Raw genomic sequence first — 16,821 nt, 5'->3', positions numbered from 1 at the left:
GCCTTACATCCCGCCTACGTCCGGTTCCGGCCATCCGTCCGGCAAGCCGTCCGGCGGGCCCTCGGGCAAGCCCTCCGCCAGGACCTCCGCCAGGTGGCGGGCCCGGCCGCCGGCCAGCTGCGCGATCTGCGTCCGGCAGGAGAACCCGTCCGCCAGCACCTCCGTACCCGGTGCGGCCGCCCGCAGCGACGGCAGGAGCTGTTCCTCGGCGCAGGCCACGGAGACCTCGTGGTGCCCGGGCTCGAAGCCGAAGTTGCCCGCGAGGCCGCAGCAGCCTCCGCTGAGCTCCCCCGTCAGCCCGGCGCGCTCGCGCAGCCGGCGGTCGGCGGCGTCGCCGAGGACGGCGTGCTGGTGGCAGTGCGTCTGACCGGCGACCGGCCGGTCCAGGCGGGGCGGCTGCCAGTGGGGGGCGTACTCCTCCAGGGTCTCGGCGAAGGTTCGGACGGCCGCTGCGAGACGGGGTGCGCGGGGGTCCTCCGGGAGGAGGGCGGGCAGATCGGTGCGGAGCGCGGCCGCGCAGCTCGGTTCGAGGACGGTGAGGGGTCCCTGTGGGTCGCCCACGGCGTCCAGGGTGCGGCGCAGGACCCTGCGGGCGGTGTCGAGGCGGCCGGTGGAGATGTAGGTCAGCCCGCAGCAGACGCGGCCCGTCTGCACCCGCGGCTCCAGCCCGGCGGCCCGCAGCACCCGCACGGCGGCATGCCCGGCCTCGGGCGCGAGGTACTCCGTGAACGTGTCCGGCCACACCGTCACGACGGTCGCGTGCGCGCCCTGCGGGGCGAGGTCCCCTACCCGCCCTTCCACCGTTCCCCGGGGCTGCGCCCCGGACCCCCTGGGGCTCCGCCCCAGACCCCGCGCCTCAAACGCCGGCGAGGCTGATTTTGGCTGACGCCGGCGAAAATCCAGCCCCTCCGGCGTTTGAGGAGCGGGGGTCCGGGGGCTGGCCCCCGGCAACGGCGCCGCACCCGGGGACGGGTCCGGGCGGAGCCCGGGGAACGGTGGAAGGGCGGGTAGGGGACTTCGCCCCGCGGAGCGGACCATCGCGCGCCACCCGCGGGTGAACGGGGTCCGGGCCAGTCGGGGCAAGGGCCGGGACCGTTCCAGGCCCGGGATGCGCAGGAAGCGGGACACCAGGTTCAGGGGGCGGGCCAGGCGGAGCCCGGCGATCAGGCGGAGCCAGCCCGGCAGCCCGCCCAGGGCGTAGTGGGAGAGCGGCCGCAGCCGGCCCGCCCAGTGGTGGTGGAGGAACTCCGCCTTGTAGGCGGCCATGTCGACCCCCACCGGGCAGTCGCTGCGGCAGCCCTTGCAGCCGAGGCACAGATCGAGCGCCTCGGCGACCTCCGCCGACCGCCAGCCGCCGGTCACGATCTCCCCGGCCAGCATCTCGTGCAGCAGCCGGGCCCGCCCCCGCGTGGAGTGGCGTTCCTCGCCCGTGGCCCGGTACGACGGGCACATCACCCCCGGCCCCCCGACCTCCGTCGACCGGCATTTCGCGACGCCGACGCACCGGGCCACCTCCCCCGCGAAGGGCAGGGCCGGCGGGAGGGAAGCGAAGCGGAGGTTCTCGTCGAGGCGTGCCGGGCGGACCAGGATCCCGGGGTTCATGCCGCCCGCCGGGTCCCAGACCCGCTTGTAGGTCTCGAAGAGCCCGATCACCGAAGGCCCGTACATCCGCGGCAGCAGCTCCGCCCGGGCCTGCCCGTCCCCGTGCTCCCCGGACAGGGAGCCGCCGTGCGCGACCACCAGGTCGGCGAGGTCCGAGGAGAAGGCCCGGAAGCGGGCCACGCCCGGCGCCGTCACCAGGTCGAAGTCGATCCGCACGTGCACGCAGCCCTCGCCGAAGTGGCCGTACGGGGATCCGCGCAGCCCGTGCTCCGCCAGCAGGGCCCGGAATTCCGGCAGGTAGGCGCCGAGCCGGGCGGGCGGGACCGCGCAGTCCTCCCAACCCGGCCAGGCCATGGTGCCGTCGGGCATCCGGGTGGCCGTGCCCGCCGCGTCCTCGCGGATCCGCCACAGGGCCCGCTGCGCCGCCGGATCGGTGAGCAGCAGGCCGTCCACCGCGTCGGAGGCCCTGAGCAGGGCCCGGGCCGCGCCCTCGTCGCGCATCTCCACGAACAGCCAGGCCCCGCCCCGGGGAAGCCCGGCGGCACCGCCCACGAGGTCGGCCGCCATCCCCTCCACCGTCAGCGGCCCGTACCCGAGCAGCCCCGCCGCGGCCTGCGCGGCCGCGCTCTCGTCGGCGTACCCGAGGACGGCCAGCGCCGGGGCGGCCGGCAGCTCCACGAGCCGTACGACGGCCTCGGTGACCACGCCGAGCGTGCCCTCGCTCCCGCAGAACGCCCGGGCCACCCGGGTGCCCCGTTCGGGGAGCAGCGCGTCCAGGTCCCCGTAGCCGGAGATCCGCCGCGCGAAGCCGTCGGCCGCACCGCCCGCCATGCCGGTGCGCAGCACCGCCAGGTTCTGCGACACCAGCTCCCGCAGCCCGTCCGGCGCGCCCCGCCAGCCGGTGCCGAGCCGGTGCGAGGAGCCGCCGTACGCGGTCACCGCCAGCTCGGCGACGTTGTCGGCGGTGGTCCCCCAGGCCACGGAGTGGGCCCCGCAGGCGTTGTTGCCGATCATCCCGCCGAGCGTGCAGCGGGAGTGCGTGGAGGGGTCCGGCCCGAAGGTCAGCCCGTGCGGGCGGGCCGCGTCCCGCAGCCGGTCGAGGACCAGGCCGGGCTGGACGACGGCGGTGCGGGCGGCCGGGTCCAGGGAGACGAGGGCGTTCATGTGGCGGGTGAGGTCGAGGACGACGCCGAGGCCCGTGGCCTGGCCCGCGATGGAGGTGCCCCCGCCGCGCGGGACGACGGGGACCCCGGCCGCGGCGCACACCGCGAGCGCGGCGGCCACGTCCTCGGCGTCGCGCGGGGCGACCACGCCGACGGGGACGCGGCGGTAGTTCGAGGCGTCCATCGTCGTCAGGGCCCGGGCGGCGGCGCCGAAGTCGACCTCTCCGCGCAGGTTCTTCCGCAAGGTCCGTTCGAGTTCACCGGGTGACGTCACGGCGGACAGCCTCCCACCGGCTCCCGGCCTCTCCGAGCAGCTCCGGCCTCTACGCGCGTCATCTCATCGGGTGGACTCGGTTCCAAGGCGTGGACCCGGACCGGATACGCTCCGCTTGTGGCCGAGATCCAGATTCCCGCTGACATCAAGCCCGCCGACGGACGCTTCGGCGCGGGCCCCTCCAAGGTGCGGACCGAGGCGCTGGACGCCCTCGCCGCCACCGGTACCTCCCTGCTCGGAACCTCCCACCGCCAGGCTCCGGTCAAGAACCTGGTCGGCTCCGTGCGCCAGGGCCTCCGGGACCTCTTCTCCCTCCCCGAGGGCTACGAGGTGATCCTGGGCAACGGCGGCTCCACCGCCTTCTGGGACATCGCGACCGCCGGTCTCATCGAGCGGAAGTCGCAGCACCTCACCTTCGGCGAGTTCTCCTCCAAGTTCGCCAGCGCCGCGAAGTCCGCGCCGTGGCTGGACGCGCCGTCCGTGATCTCCTCCGACCCGGGCACCCACCCGGACCCGGTGGCCGAGGCGGGCGTGGACGTGTACGCGTACACCCACAACGAGACCTCGACGGGTGTCGCGGCGCCGATCAAGCGCGTCGCGGGCGCCGACGAGGGTTCACTCGTCCTGGTGGACGCGACCTCGGGTGCCGGCGGTCTGCCGGTGGACATCACCGAGACCGACGTCTACTACTTCGCCCCGCAGAAGTCCTTCGCCTCCGACGGCGGCCTGTGGCTGGCGGCGTTCTCCCCGGCGGCCCTGGAGCGCGCGGCCCGCGTGCACGCCTCGGGCCGGCACATCCCGGAGTTCTTCTCGCTGCCGACGGCGATCGACAACTCGCTGAAGAACCAGACGTACAACACCCCGGCGCTCTCCACCCTCTTCCTGCTGGACCAGCAGCTGGAGTGGATGAACAGCCAGGGCGGTCTGGAGTTCACGACCGGCCGTACGGCGGCCAGCGCGGCCCACCTGTACGGCTGGGCCGAGGCGTCGAAGTACGCGAGCCCGTTCGTCGCGGACTCCTCGAAGCGCTCGGCCGTCATCGGCACGATCGACTTCTCGGACGACATCGACGCGGCCGCGGTCGCCAAGGTGCTGCGCGCCAACGGCATCGTGGACACCGAGCCCTACCGCAAGCTCGGCCGCAACCAGCTCCGCATCGCGATGTTCCCGGCGATCGACCCGGCGGACGTCCAGGCGCTCACCGCGTGCGTGGACTTCGTGATCGAAGCCCTCTGACCGACCCGGTCCACCCGGTCCGACCCGGTCCGACCCGGCCCCGCACGGCCGGCCCCGTCCGACACGCTCCGGAGCCCCCGGTGACATTTCGTCACCGGGGGCTCTTCGCTGCCCGCACCCGCCTCGAAAGCGGCCCGAGCCGGTCCTGAGCCGGTCCTGAACCAGTCCTGAACGAGCCCTGAAGAAGGAAGTCCCGCGCGCGGCCCGGAACCCCGGGACCTTGGTCCCAAAAATCGGCGCAAAGGGCTAGCAAACAGGAGATCCCCATCACCTCCGCCGCCTGCGGTTTTACGGCGCGGGACCTTCGGCAGGGGCCCCTCCCGGCCCTTCCCGGGGGCGCAACCAACCACCCCAGGATGTCCCTCATGTCTGGTGTGCCGGGAACGAACCCCGGCCCGTTCAGGAGGAACCCCATGCGCAAGGCACTTACCTTCTCGGCGATCGCCCTCGCCTCGTCTATGGCCCTGGCAGCCCCCGCCGTCGCGTTCGCCGCCGATGCCACCCCGACCGCGCACAGCAGCGCGAGCGCCGACGCCAAGTCGGCCCCGGTGGCCCTGAAGCTGTCGGCCTCCTCCGGCAAGCCGGGCGACTCCCTCCAGATGTCGATGGAGGTCCCGGACGGCTCGACGAACCTGTCGATCTCCTCCAAGGCCCTGAACGACGTCAAGATGACCGACGGGCGCGGCGCCACCGCCACCATCGCCAAGGTCGCCGACGGCAACTACGGCATCTCCCTCACCGGCACGGGCCCCAAGGGCGAGAGGCTCCAGGCCACCGCCCAGCTCACGGTCAAGGACGGCAAGCCCACCCCGACCCCGACCCCGACCACCTCCACGCTGAGCCTGTCCCAGGACCACGGCAAGCCCGGCGAGAAGATCCAGGTCACCATCAAGACGGCGCCGAACGAGAAGAGCGCGTTCATCAAGTCCGACGCCTTCGGCGGCCAGGTCAACCTGAAGAACGACGGCAAGGGCGTCTGGACCGGCACCGCGGTCGTCGCCAAGGACGTCAAGTCCGGCTACTACGGCGTCGACGCCTTCGCGGGCGGCAAGAAGTTCGACACCGTGAAGTTCTCCACCGACGCCACCGGCCCGGTCAAGCCGAAGCCGGCCCCGCTCGACCCGAGCCACCACAAGACCCCCAAGGGCTCCGTGAACACCGGCCAGGCCCCGCTCGGCTGGGTCCCCTCGGACGCGGCAGACAATGGCTGAGCAGTCCACCCCTGAACGCGCCCCCCGCCGGAGCGGCCGCGCCCTGCGCGTGGCCGCCCTGGCGGGCGCCTCGGCGCTCACGGCCTTCCTGGTCACTTCCTGCGGCTCCGGCGGTGACGCCGGCAGTGCGGCCAAGAACGACCCGGCCGGCGCGAAGAACGCCTCGGTGCTGAGCGCCTCCGTCCCGGACCGCATCGTGATACCGGACATCAAGGTCGACGCCCCGCTCGACACGGTCGGACTCGACGCCCAGGGCACCATGCAGGAGCCGGACTTCGCCAAGCCCAAGGACGCGGCCTGGTACAAGGAGGGCCCGACCCCCGGGGAGAAGGGCGCGGCCGCCATCGTCGGGCACATGGACACGCCCCAGGCCCCCGAGGCCGTCTTCTACAACCTCAAGAAGCTGAAGAAGGACGAGAAGATCGAGGTCCACCGCGACGACGGCTCCACCGCCGTCTTCGCCGTCGACGAGGTCGACACGTTCAAGAAGGACCAGTTCCCGACCGACAAGGTCTACGGGGACACCCACGGCAAGGCCGAGCTCCGCGTCATCACCTGCGGCGGCAACCTCACCAAGGACCGCCACTGGGACGCCAACGTCGTGGTGTTCGCCCACCTCGTCGGCCAGGAATAGCCCGGCCCTGCGCCCGAAGGCGCAGACTTCGCCTCATTCGCCCCATTCGCCTACTTGGCCACGGCGAAGCGCATCAGGGCCTGCTCGTCGCCCGGCTTGATCTTCCCGGTCTCGTTGATGACCTGGAGCTTCCAGCCGGCCCCGTCCCGGACCGCCTTGGCCACGGCGCAGCCGTTGTCCGTACCGAGCAGGCTCGGCCAGATGTCGGCGACCTGCTGGGTGCTGCCGCCCGTGCCGTCGTACACCTTGAAGCTGATGTTGCGGGCGCTCTGGAAGGAACTGCCCTTCTTGTACGCGGCGGCGACGAAGACGATGGACGTGACGTTGCCCGGTATGCGGGCGAACTCGACGGTCACCGTCTCGTCGTCGCCCTCGCCGTGGCCGGTCTGGTTGTCCCCGCTGTGGAGCAGCGAGCCGTTGCCCATGGGGTCAAGGGAGTCGAGACCCGCGAGCCGGACCGGGTCCGCCCCCTGCATCGCGATCGCGATCAGGTCCAGGTCGGTCCCGACCTTCCGCTTGAGCTTGCCCAACAGGCCGCCGCTGCTGCCCACGGTCGGGTCCCACGAGACACCGATGGACAGGTGGGTTACGCCGCCCAGATCCGCGGGGCCGTCTTCCTTGGTGAGCGTGATCATGCGCAATCCTCACAAATAGCAGTGCGATACCGACTCCTTGAGTCTGCCTGAAGCCGGTTCGTTTGCGGAGCCGCTCGGCGTACGCGATACCTTCAGGGCCTCGGCATCCGGCGTTCCGTGGATGCCGTACAGCGCAGTACAGCGCAGTACAGCTTGGAGGCAGCAGCGTGAGCGTGCGAGTGACGGCGGCCCAGGACGGCGTGGACCCCTTCGGCACGGCCCGGCTGCGACGCGGGGTGCTCGCCGCCTGGGGCGCGGGCCCGGCCCGCTTCCGCGAGGACGCCAACGCCGAGGAGGACCTGGCCCTCGGCGGCTACCGCGACCGCCTCGTCGTCGAGCTCGCGCAGAACGCCGCCGACGCGGCCGCCCGCGCCGGGGTCCCCGGCCGGCTGCGCCTCACCCTGCACGCGGGCACCGACCAGCCCGACGGACACGCGCTGCTCGCCGTCTCCAACACCGGCTCCCCGCTGGACGCCACCGGCGTGGAGTCGCTGTCCACGCTGCGCGCCTCCGCCAAGCGCGACGACTCCGCCGGGAGCGTCGGCCGCTTCGGCGTCGGCTTCGCCGCCGTCCTGGCCGTCTCCGACGAGCCCGCCGTCCTCGGCCGGCACGGCGGCGTGCGCTGGTCCCTGGCCGAGGCCCGCGAGCTGGCCCGGGGAGCGGCCGTCGGCAGCTCCGGACTCGGCGAGGAACTGCGCCGCCGCGACGGCCACGTCCCGCTGCTGCGCCTCCCGTTGCCCGCCGAGGGCACCGCGCCCGAGGGCTACGACACCGTGGTGGTCCTCCCGCTGCGCGACGCCGCCGCCGAGGAGCTGGCCGGGCGGCTGCTCGCCGCCGTCGACGACGCCCTGCTGCTGACCCTGCCGGGGCTCGCCGAGGTCGTCATCGACACCCCGGCCGGGGGCGTGCGGACGCTGACCCGCCGCGTCGAGGGCCCGTACACCGTCATCACCGACTCCGCCTCCGACACCAAGCGCTGGCGCACCGTCCGCCACTCCGGCCCCATCGAGAAGGCGCTGCTCGCCGACCGGCCCGTCGAGGAAAGGCTGCGGCCCGTCTGGGCGGTGTCCTGGTCCGTGCCCGTCGACGCCGAAGGCGCCCCGGTCCACCCCTCGACCGCCGCCGTGGTGCACGCGCCGACCCCGACCGACGAACCCCTGGGCATCCCCGCGCTGCTCATCGCGACCCTGCCGCTGGACACCACCCGCCGGCACCCCGCGCCGGGGCCGCTGACCGAGTTCCTCGTGGAGCGCGCGGCCGACGCGTACGCCGAACTGCTGGGCGCCTGGGACCCGGTGAGCACCGCGCTCGTGGACCTCGTACCGGGCCCGCTCGGCAAGGGGGAGCTCGACGGGGCCCTGCGCGCCGCCGTCATCGCGCGACTGCCCCGTACGGCCTTCCTCGCACCCGCCGCACCGCCCGAGGAGCCGGCGGAGGGGGAGCCGCTGGAGCGGGCCGCCCTGCGCCCCTTCGAGGCCGAGGTGGTGGAGGGCGCGGGCGCCGACACCGTACGGGTCCTCGCGGAGGTGCTGCCGACCCTGCTCCCGGCCGGGCTGGAGCGCCGCCCCGAACTGCGCACCCTGGGCGTGGGCCGACTGCCGCTGGGCGAGGCCATCGAGCGGATCGCGGGCATCGAGCGGACCCCCGAGTGGTGGTACCGGCTCTACGACAGCCTCGCCGGGGTCGACCCGGACCGGCTCTCCGGCCTCCCCGTGCCGCTGGCCGACGGGCGCACCGCGATCGGCCCCCGGCACCTGCTGCTGCCCGGCGCGGACGCCCCGCGGTCGGGCACGCCCGAGAGCCTGGCCCGGCTCGGCCTGAAGGTGGCCCACCCCGACGCGGTGCACCCGCTGCTGGAGAAGCTCGGCGCGCTCCCGGCGAGCCCGCGCGCCGTCCTGACGACCCCGCAGGTGCGGGCGGCCGTCGCGGCCTCCCTGGACGCCGGGGAGATCTGGGACGAGGACGCCCTCGACCCCGAGGAACTGGCCGACATCGTCCTGGGTCTGGTCCGCGACGCCGAGCTCTCCCCCGGCGACGAACCGTGGCTCGGCGCGCTCGCCCTGCCCGACGAGGACGGCGAACCGACCCCGGCCGGCGAGCTCCTGCTGCCCGGCTCCCCGCTGGCCTCCGTGGTCCGCGAGGACGAGATCCCGTACGTGGACGCCGAGCTGGTGGAGCGCTGGGACGAGCGGACCCTCACCGCCGTGGGCGTCCTCGCCACCTTCCAGCTGGTCCGCGCCACCGACGTGGTCCTGGACCCGGACGAACTGGAGCCCCGCGACGGGGACTTCGCCGAGCCCGACGACGCCGGTCTGCTCGACGCCGTCGACGTGTGGTGCGAGGACCTCCTGGACCAGCTGCCCGACACCCCCGTGCCGCCGGTCGCCACCGAGCTGGTCGCCGTACGGGACCTCGACCTGGTCGACGACGACTGCTGGCCCCTGGCCCTGGCCATGCTGGCGCAGCCGCCCTACCGGGACGCCCTGACCCAGCCCGTGCGGGTCCTGCTCCCGGACGGCACCACCCGCTCCGTGCGCTCGTACACCGCCTGGTGGCTGCGCGACCACCCCGTCCTGGACGGCCGCCGCCCGGCCGGCCTGCGCTCGGCGGGCGGCGACCCGCTGCTGGCGGGCCTCTACACCCCGGCGGACGCCACCGGCTTCGAGGACGAGCAGGTCCTGCGGGCGCTGGGCGTACGCACCACCGTGCCCGCCCTCCTGGAGGAGCCCGGCGGCGCCGCCGAGCTGCTCGGCCGCCTCGCCGACCCGGACCGGGAGGTCGGCGGACGTCAACTGCACGGTTTGTACGGAGCGTTGGCCGACCTGGACCCCGAACAGGTCACCCTGCCCGACGAACTGCGCGCGGTCGTGGACGGCGAGGTGGTCGTGGTGGACGCCTCCGAGGCCCTGGTCGCGGACGCCCCGGACCTCCTCCCCCTGACGGCGGGCCTCCCGCTCCTCCCGGTCGCCCCGTCCCGGGCCGCCGACCTGGCGGAGCTGTTCCAGGTCCGGCGCCTCTCGGAGACGGTCCCCGCGGAGGTGACCACCGAGGGCGAGGAGCACGAGGTCCCCGAATCCGTGCACCAGCTCCTGGGCCCGGCCACCCCGAAGAGCTACGTGGAACACGAGGAACTCCTGGCGGGCGGCACCGAACTCGACTGGCGCCGCACCCCGGACGGCACCCTGCACGCCTCCACCCTGGAAGGCGTCGCGGCCGCCCTCGCCTGGGCGGCGGGCCAGTGGCCCCGCCGCTTCGAGGTCGCAGCCCTCCTGGAGGACCCGTCCCGCACGGCAGAACTGGCCAGGGACCGCTGGTTCGACTAGGCCGTCTCTCCGCGCGCACACCCCTACAACCTTTCGGCCGTGCCGGGGATCATCTGGGCATGTCCTCTTCTCACGTCCTGATCGGGCGCGGTGCCGGGCGCGGCACATCAGCCACCCTCGAAGCCGGCCACCTGCGGATCCAGCAGGGCCCGCAGTGCACGCTCATCCCCCTCGCGGCCGTACAAGAGGCCCGCGCGGGGGACGAGCTGCTCGTCGAGGTCGTCCTCACCGACGGAGCCGTCCACCGGGTGAGCGGCCGCAATCCGACCGCCACCGCGGCCTTCGCCGCCGCCCTCAACCGCGCCCTTCCGCAGGACCGGGACCCGGCCGGCAGCGCGCTGGTCACCACCAGGTCGACATCCGAAGGGGAGGAACCGCTCTGGCGCGGGGACGATGCCTCGGCCTCGCTCGGCACGGACCGGCTGCGCATCGTCCGGGGATCGCGGAGCACCGACATCCCGCTCGCCGCCGTCCAAGAGGCACGCGTCGAGGGAGGGCGGCTCCTCCAGGTCGTCCTGACCGACGGCGCCACCCACCAGCTCCCGGGCGGGAAGCCGGCCGCCACCGCGGCCTTCGCCGCCGCCCTCAACGACGCCCTGCCCGGGGAACGTGACCCGGCCGGCAGCGCACGGGCCACCACCGAGTCGGTGTCCGGCGGGAAGCCGCTCCGGACCCCCTGGCGGTCCGCGGCCCGGCCCGCCGCCGTCGTACTCGCCTACCTCGGCTACACGGTCTGGGCCGGCGTCACCCACGGAGCGTTCGTCGCGGTCTCCGTGGCCGTCGGCGGCATACCCTTCTTCCTCGGCCTGGCCGGCCTCGTCGCCGGAGTCTTCGCCACATCCGTGCGGGTGGCCATGGCCCGGCGCGGCATCACGGTCCAGGCCGTCCGCGCCGCCGACCCGGAGGGACGCCCGTACCCCTGGTACGAGTACACCGCCACGGACGGCGTGACGTACGCGCACCACACCCGCAAGCACACGACGCCGACCCTTCACGTCGTCTACGACGCCCTGCGCCCCTACCGCACGATCGTCCCGGGCTCCTTCCTCCCGGTGGTGGTGAAGTACACCGCCGCCTTCGCCTGCGTGTTCGCGATGCTGGCCCTCGCCGTGTTCGTCACCTACGAGACCTTCCGGTGATCCCGCCGGGCGCCCGGACCGTCACCCCACCGGCGTCAGCAGGGCGTCCGCGATGGCCGTTCGGGCGTACAGGACCGAGCGGCCCGCGCGGTGGCCGGTGACCAGGCCCGCGTCGCGCAGGGCCGTGAGGTGCTGGGAGACGGCGGCGGTGGACAGGCCGCTGTGCCGGGCCAGTTGGGTGGTGGAGGACGGGGTGTCCAGTTCGGCGAGCAGCAGGGTCCGGGAGCGGCCCAGTACGGCGGCCACCGCGTCGGTGGCCTTGGTGGCGCGGGGCTCCCACAGGGTGCCGATCCCGCGGGCGGGGTAGGCGAGCTGGGGCGGTTCCGGGGCCACCGAACGGGTCAGCACACGGGGCCAGGCGAAGGCGGAGGGTACGAGGAGCAGACCGGCTCCGGTGTCCGCCCGGTTCATCGAGCACTGCCGGCGGACCATGCGCAGGGTGCCGGCGTCCCAGCTGACCGTCTCGTGGAGTTCGTTGAGCACGTACGCCGAGCCGTGCTCGGCGACCTGCCGGGCCCGGTGGAACACATCCGCCTCCAGCAGCTGGCGGATGCGCGGCCAGTACGGGCCCAGCGCGAGGTCCCAGTACGTCTCGATCTCGGCGGTGACCTTCTCCAGCGCCGCCTCGGGCTCCTCGCGCAGCAGCCGCAGCCGCGGCGCCGGGCAGGGCGTCTTCGCAGTCAGGACGTCGAGGTCGGCGCGCACCTGTGCCGCGGGGCTGCGGCGGATGGCCGCCAGTTCCTCGGGGAGTTCACCGAAGGGGCCGGTCGGCGTGGGGTTGAGGAAGTCCGCGAGGTAGCCGGTACCCGGGATCAGGGCGGCGAGCCAGCCCCGGTCCAGTCCGGCGCCGATCAGCCGCGGCCGCACCTGCTGGGCCCAGCGGCGGTGGAGCGGAGGATCGGACTCCTCGCGCAGCAGCCGGAAACTGGTGACGACCTCCCACATCGGGGACACCGCGAACCGGGTCTGTGCCAGGTCCGTGGCGGAAAAGCTCAGTTCGTACTCCATGTGACCGCCCCCGCCGTGCCGTTGGATTCGGTCCCACCTTAATCAATAGGGGCCCGGCCCGCCCAGGGCGCAGGCTCCTCACATGCCCTCCTCCTTCCGCGGTCTCCCGCCCCTCGTCTGGACCCTGTTCGCCGGTTCGGTCGTCAACCGGCTCGGCTACCTGGTCACCCCGTTCCTGGTCTTCCTCCTCGCCGACCGGGGCATCACCGGCTCCGACATCTCCTTCGTGCTCGGCGCGCTCGGCGCCGGCCACCTGCTCGGCCCGGCCCTCGGCGGACTGCTCGCCGACCGGATCGGCCGCCGCCCGACCATGCTGATCGGGCTCGTCGGCTCCGCCGTCGCCCAGGGCGCCCTGTTCCTGGCCCCGGGGCTCTGGACGATGGCCGCCTCGGCGCTGCTCCTCAGCACCGCCGGAGCCACCGTCGGACCCGCCGCGTTCGCGCTGCTGGCCGACTCGGTGGACACCGGGTGGCGGCAGCGCGCGTACGCGCTGTTCAACTGGGGCGTCAACATCGGCACGGCCGTCGCCGGCGTCCTCGGCGGCTTCCTCGCCGCGCACGGGTACTGGCTGCTCTTCGCCGTCGACGCCGGTTCGGCGCTCATCTACGCCACCGTGGTCGCGACCCGGCTGCGCGAACCGGCCCGCACCGCTCCGACCAAGGCCTCGGGCGGCCTGGGCTACGGGGTGGTCCTGCGCGACCGGCTGATGCTCCTGCTGCTCCCCCTGCTCGGGATCCAGCTGTTCGTGTACTCGCTGACCGAGGTGGCGCTGCCGCTGGCCGTCCGCGACAGCGGGCTCTCGCCGGCCGTGTACGGAGCCCTGGCCGCGGTCAACGCCGTCCTGGTGGTGGCCCTGCAGCCGTTCGTGACGGCCCGGCTGTCGGGACTGCCGCAGCTGCCGGTGCAGGCTGCGGGCGGCGCCCTGATCGCCGCCGGGGTGGCGCTGACCGGGCTCGCGGACTCCGTCACCGGGTACGTGGTCTCGGTGGTCGTCTGGTCGCTCGGCGAGGTGGCCGTGGCCGGCATCGCGGCCTCGCTGGTGGCCGACCTGGCCCCGGCCGACGCCCGGGGCCGCTACCAGGGAGCCTTCAGCTGGACCTGGGGCCTGGCCCGCTTCTCCGCCCTCACCCTGGGCGTCGCCCTCTACACCGGGGTCGGAGCGGCCGCCCTGTGGTGGGGGGCCCTGGCCCTCGGACTCCTCGCCGCGGTGGCCACCCTGGGCCTGCGCACCCGGATCGCGGCCCGGCGGGAGCAGGACCTCGACCTGGCGGCGTGAGGGTCAAATGGGCTCGACCCACACCGGGTGATCACCGAGCAGCCGCCGCAAGTCGTCGGCATCCGAAGTCAGCACGACGACGCGGTCGCCCCGTCCTGCGGCCTCAAGCGCGACAGAGCCGAGAACGGCGTCGATCGCGTACTTGTGACCATGCAGTTTCGCCTCCTTCAGGAGGGAACGCGCAGTGGCGATCATGGCGTCATTCGTGTGGACGACCTCCATCCGGGACAAGGTCCAGTCCCAGGTCTTGGGCAGCACACCCGCCTTCGGATCCCAGGCCTCCAGTGTCGTGAGTCCGGAGATCACCACCCGGACATCACTGTGCGCCGCAGCCTTCACATAGGCGGACAAGACCTCGTCGCCGCGCACCGCTCGGGAGAGCGCCTCGCAGTCGAAGACGAACGTACGCGGCGCGGGCACGACCCGCCGGTTCACCCGGGGAGTCACGCGGCAGCCTGCCGACCTGGTTCGGGCTGCTGGGCAGGCACCCCGGTCCGGCGTTCTTCGTACCAGGCGTCGATGGCCTCGATCCGGTCGAGTACCGCGTCGTACGCCTCGTCACTTACCGGCCCGTACTCCTGCTCCAGATGGTCCGACAGTTCGTGCAGCTTGTCCTGCGCAACCCTGCGCTCGACGGCGGCGGCCACGTAGGCGGACACCCCTCGGGCGGACACCCGTTCCTTGATGCTCTCGAACACCTCTGCCGGCAAGGTGACAGTGACCTTCTTCATTGCCATAGTCCAACTATGAAACCGGTACGGCCCACCTGTCGATCCCTCGTGGGAGTGAGCCGCGAGGGTGAACCTACGCCGGGAACCTGCGGTCCACCCACCGGAAGGTGAACTCGATCAGGGCGGCCGCCACGGCGGCGATGCCCACGGCGGTCCACGGCATCACGGCGCCCTCCAGCTTGAGCTGGAAGAAGTCCTGCAGCCAGGGCACGACGAGCACGATCAGGAACGCCCCGCCCATCGCGCCGACCAGGCCGACCCGCCACCAGGTGTAGGGGCGGGCGATGATCGCCAGCACCCACATCGAGGTCAGGAACAGTGCGAGCGTCGCGGCGCTGGTCTCGGCCTTGAGGGCGTCGGGGCCGGAGTAGTGGTGGCGGGCGATCACGTAGGTGACGAAGCAGGCGACGGCGGCGATGACCCCGCCCGGGATCGCGTACCGCATCACGCGTTTCACGAAGTGCGGCTTGGCCCGCTCCTTGTTGGGGGCGAGGGCCAGGAAGAAGGCCGGGATGCCGATCGTGAGGGTGGAGAGCAGCGTCAGGTGGCGCGGCAGGAACGGGTACTCGACCTGGGAGCAGACCACCAGGACGGCCAGCAGCACCGAGTAGACCGTCTTCGTGAGGAAGAGGGTGGCGACGCGGGTGATGTTGCCGATGACCCGGCGGCCTTCGGCGACCACCGAGGGCAGGGTGGAGAAGCTGTTGTTGAGGAGGACGATCTGCGCGACGGCGCGGGTGGCCTCCGAGCCGGAGCCCATGCTGACGCCGATGTCGGCGTCCTTGAGCGCGAGCACGTCGTTGACCCCGTCGCCGGTCATCGCGACCGTGTGGCCCCGGGACTGGAGGGCGGCGACCATGTCGCGCTTCTGCTGCGGGGTGACCCGCCCGAAGACGGCGTTCCCGTCGAGGACCTCGGCCATCTCCCCCTGGTCGGTGGGGAGCGTGCGCGCGTCGACGGTGTTCTCGGCGCCGGGCAGGCCCAGCTTGCCGGCGACCGCGCCGACCGAGACGGCGTTGTCCCCGGAGATGACCTTGGCCTTGACGTCCTGGTCCTCGAAGTAGCGCAGGGTGTCGGCGGCGTCGGGGCGCAGCCGCTGCTCCAGGACGACGAGGGCGGTCGGCTTGACCCCGGTGGCCACGGCCGGGTCGTCGAGTTCGCCGGCGGCCCGTCCCAGCAGGAGGACCCGCAGGCCCTGCTCGTTGAGCTCGTTGATCTCCTCCAGGGCCGGGTCCCCGGCCGGGAGCAGCACGTCGGGGGCGCCGAGCAGCCAGGTGTTGTTCTCGCCGTCGCCCTCGCTGAAGCTGGCGCCGCTGTACTTGCGGGCGGAGGAGAAGGGCAGCGATTCGGTGCAGCGCCACTCGGCGCTGTCGGGGTAGGCGTCGATGATCGCCTGGAGGCTGGCGTTGGGGCGGGGGTCGCTCTCGCCGAGCGCGCCGAGGACCTTCTTGACGTACGCGGCGTCCGCGCCGCCGAGCGGGCGGCACTCGGTGACGTCCATGCCGCCCTCGGTGAGGGTGCCGGTCTTGTCGAGGCAGACCACGTCCACGCGGGCGAGCCCCTCGATGGCGGGCAGCTCCTGCACCAGGCACTGCTTGCGGCCGAGCCGGATGACGCCGATGGCGAAGGCGACGGAGGTGAGGAGGACGAGGCCTTCGGGGATCATCGGGACGATGCCGCCGACGGTGCGGGCGATGGCGTCCTTGAGGTTGTTGTCCTTGACGATCAGCTGGCTGATGATCAGGCCGATCGAGGTCGGGATCATCATCCAGGTGACGTACTTGAGGATGGTGGAGATGCCGGAGCGCAGCTCGGAGTGGACGAGCGTGAACCGGGAGGCCTCTTCGGCGAGCTGGGCGGCGTAGGCCTCGCGGCCGACCTTGGTGGCGGTGAAGGCGCCGCCGCCGGCGACGACGAACGAGCCGGACATGACCGGGTCGCCGGGCTTCTTCAGGACGGGGTCGGCTTCGCCGGTGAGGAGGGATTCGTCGATCTCCAGGCCGTCGGCCTCGCCGACGAGCCCGTCGACGACGACCTTGTCGCCGGGGCCGAGCTCGATGACGTCGTCGAGGACGATCTCGGAGGTGGAGATCTCGGCGGTGCGGCCGTCGCGGCGGACGCTGGGTTTGGCCTCGCCGATGACGGCGAGGCCGTCGAGGGTCTTCTTGGCGCGCATCTCCTGGATGATGCCGATGCCGGTGTTCGCGATGATCACGAAGCCGAAGAGGCTGTCCTGGATCGGCGCGACGAAGAACATGATCACCCAGAGGACGCCGATGATGGCGTTGAAGCGGGTGAAGACGTTGGCGCGGACGATCTCGGACGTGGAGCGGCTGCTGCGGACGGGGACGTCGTTGACGGCTCCGCGGGCGACGCGCTCGGCGACTTCGGCGGTGGTCAGCCCGGCCGGCTTGAACCGCGGTGCGGGCGGCCGTACCGGGTGTACGGGATCGAGCTCGGCCCCCGCGTCGATGGCGGTCCCGGCGGCCGTGCCGCCACCGCCCGGCTCCGGTCCGTCTGATGCGCTCTGCGCCCGCTCCGTCATGGTTCCGACGGTAAAGGGGGATTCACTCCCCCACCTGCCGAAAA

12 protein-coding genes are annotated in these 16,821 nt (G+C 73.2%); 6 read left to right on the top strand and 6 right to left on the bottom strand.

Annotated features, from left to right (window positions below):
* Positions 1-3: 3 nt before the first annotated feature.
* Positions 4-2,949, bottom strand: coding sequence for an FAD-binding and (Fe-S)-binding domain-containing protein (locus tag OG898_RS14350; protein ID WP_266960245.1), 2,946 nt, complete (start codon positions 2,947-2,949; stop codon positions 4-6).
* Between the two features lie 207 nt (positions 2,950-3,156).
* Here OG898_RS14350 and serC point away from each other — a divergent pair, with 207 nt between their 5' ends.
* The 3 genes from serC to OG898_RS14335 all read left to right on the top strand — a co-directional run bounded on the left by serC (position 3,157) and on the right by OG898_RS14335 (position 6,120).
* On the top strand, positions 3,157-4,275 hold the full coding sequence (gene serC, locus OG898_RS14345; protein ID WP_250747502.1) for a phosphoserine transaminase: 1,119 nt from the start codon (positions 3,157-3,159) through the stop codon (positions 4,273-4,275).
* A gap of 413 nt (positions 4,276-4,688) precedes the next feature.
* Positions 4,689-5,486: a hypothetical protein gene (locus OG898_RS14340; RefSeq protein WP_266957154.1), complete on the top strand. Its 798-nt coding sequence runs from the start codon at positions 4,689-4,691 to the stop codon at positions 5,484-5,486.
* Positions 5,479-6,120: a class F sortase gene (locus OG898_RS14335; protein ID WP_266957152.1), complete on the top strand. Its 642-nt coding sequence runs from the start codon at positions 5,479-5,481 to the stop codon at positions 6,118-6,120. The genes OG898_RS14340 and OG898_RS14335 overlap by 8 nt, the downstream gene beginning before the upstream one ends.
* Before the next feature lie 50 nt (positions 6,121-6,170).
* Here OG898_RS14335 and OG898_RS14330 read toward each other — a convergent pair whose 3' ends face one another.
* A complete protein-coding gene (locus OG898_RS14330; RefSeq protein WP_250747496.1) occupies positions 6,171-6,755 on the bottom strand; it encodes a TerD family protein in 585 nt (194 codons plus the stop codon).
* Between the two features lie 167 nt (positions 6,756-6,922).
* Between OG898_RS14330 and OG898_RS14325 the strand changes: the two genes are divergently transcribed.
* Entirely contained in the window at positions 6,923-10,078 is a 3,156-nt protein-coding gene (locus OG898_RS14325; RefSeq protein ID WP_266957149.1) for a sacsin N-terminal ATP-binding-like domain-containing protein, read from the top strand.
* 59 nt (positions 10,079-10,137) lie between these two features.
* On the top strand, positions 10,138-11,217 hold the full coding sequence (locus OG898_RS14320; protein ID WP_266957147.1) for a hypothetical protein: 1,080 nt from the start codon (positions 10,138-10,140) through the stop codon (positions 11,215-11,217).
* A gap of 21 nt (positions 11,218-11,238) precedes the next feature.
* On the opposite strand, the gene OG898_RS14315 is transcribed toward OG898_RS14320, so the two are convergent.
* A complete protein-coding gene (locus OG898_RS14315; RefSeq protein WP_266957145.1) occupies positions 11,239-12,225 on the bottom strand; it encodes a DUF5937 family protein in 987 nt (328 codons plus the stop codon).
* Between the two features lie 82 nt (positions 12,226-12,307).
* On the opposite strand from OG898_RS14315, the gene OG898_RS14310 reads away from it, so the two are divergent.
* A complete protein-coding gene (locus tag OG898_RS14310) occupies positions 12,308-13,501 on the top strand; it encodes an MFS transporter (protein WP_250747488.1) in 1,194 nt (397 codons plus the stop codon).
* Between the two features lie 3 nt (positions 13,502-13,504).
* On the opposite strand, the gene OG898_RS14305 is transcribed toward OG898_RS14310, so the two are convergent.
* The 3 genes from OG898_RS14305 to OG898_RS14295 all read right to left on the bottom strand — a co-directional run bounded on the left by OG898_RS14305 (position 13,505) and on the right by OG898_RS14295 (position 16,777).
* Entirely contained in the window at positions 13,505-13,948 is a 444-nt protein-coding gene (locus OG898_RS14305) for a hypothetical protein (protein ID WP_266957142.1), read from the bottom strand.
* Entirely contained in the window at positions 13,945-14,232 is a 288-nt protein-coding gene (locus tag OG898_RS14300; protein WP_266957140.1) for a hypothetical protein, read from the bottom strand. The genes OG898_RS14305 and OG898_RS14300 overlap by 4 nt, the downstream gene beginning before the upstream one ends.
* A gap of 73 nt (positions 14,233-14,305) precedes the next feature.
* Positions 14,306-16,777 (bottom strand): cation-translocating P-type ATPase, encoded by a 2,472-nt coding sequence (locus OG898_RS14295; protein WP_266957138.1) that lies wholly within the window; start codon positions 16,775-16,777, stop codon positions 14,306-14,308.
* Between the last annotated feature and the right edge of the window lie 44 nt (positions 16,778-16,821).

This window comes from Streptomyces sp. NBC_00193 (assembly GCF_026342735.1).
Taxonomy (GTDB): Bacteria; Actinomycetota; Actinomycetes; order Streptomycetales; family Streptomycetaceae; genus Streptomyces; species Streptomyces stoeckheimensis.
Note: the sequence above shows the minus strand (reverse complement) of the source record. Positions and strands in the feature narration are given on the sequence as shown.

What these genes read in the sequence shown, in the direction of transcription:
- OG898_RS14350 (WP_266960245.1), bottom strand. Translation starts at nt 2,949, where the DNA reads ATGGACGCCTCGAACTACCGCCGCGTCCCCGTCGGCGTGGTCGCCCCG.
- OG898_RS14340 (WP_266957154.1), top strand. Translation starts at nt 4,689, where the DNA reads ATGCGCAAGGCACTTACCTTCTCGGCGATCGCCCTCGCCTCGTCTATG.
- OG898_RS14335 (WP_266957152.1), top strand. Translation starts at nt 5,479, where the DNA reads ATGGCTGAGCAGTCCACCCCTGAACGCGCCCCCCGCCGGAGCGGCCGC.
- OG898_RS14330 (WP_250747496.1), bottom strand. Translation starts at nt 6,755, where the DNA reads ATGATCACGCTCACCAAGGAAGACGGCCCCGCGGATCTGGGCGGCGTA.
- OG898_RS14320 (WP_266957147.1), top strand. Translation starts at nt 10,138, where the DNA reads ATGTCCTCTTCTCACGTCCTGATCGGGCGCGGTGCCGGGCGCGGCACA.
- OG898_RS14315 (WP_266957145.1), bottom strand. Translation starts at nt 12,225, where the DNA reads ATGGAGTACGAACTGAGCTTTTCCGCCACGGACCTGGCACAGACCCGG.
- OG898_RS14310 (WP_250747488.1), top strand. Translation starts at nt 12,308, where the DNA reads ATGCCCTCCTCCTTCCGCGGTCTCCCGCCCCTCGTCTGGACCCTGTTC.
- OG898_RS14300 (WP_266957140.1), bottom strand. Translation starts at nt 14,232, where the DNA reads ATGAAGAAGGTCACTGTCACCTTGCCGGCAGAGGTGTTCGAGAGCATC.
- OG898_RS14295 (WP_266957138.1), bottom strand. Translation starts at nt 16,777, where the DNA reads ATGACGGAGCGGGCGCAGAGCGCATCAGACGGACCGGAGCCGGGCGGT.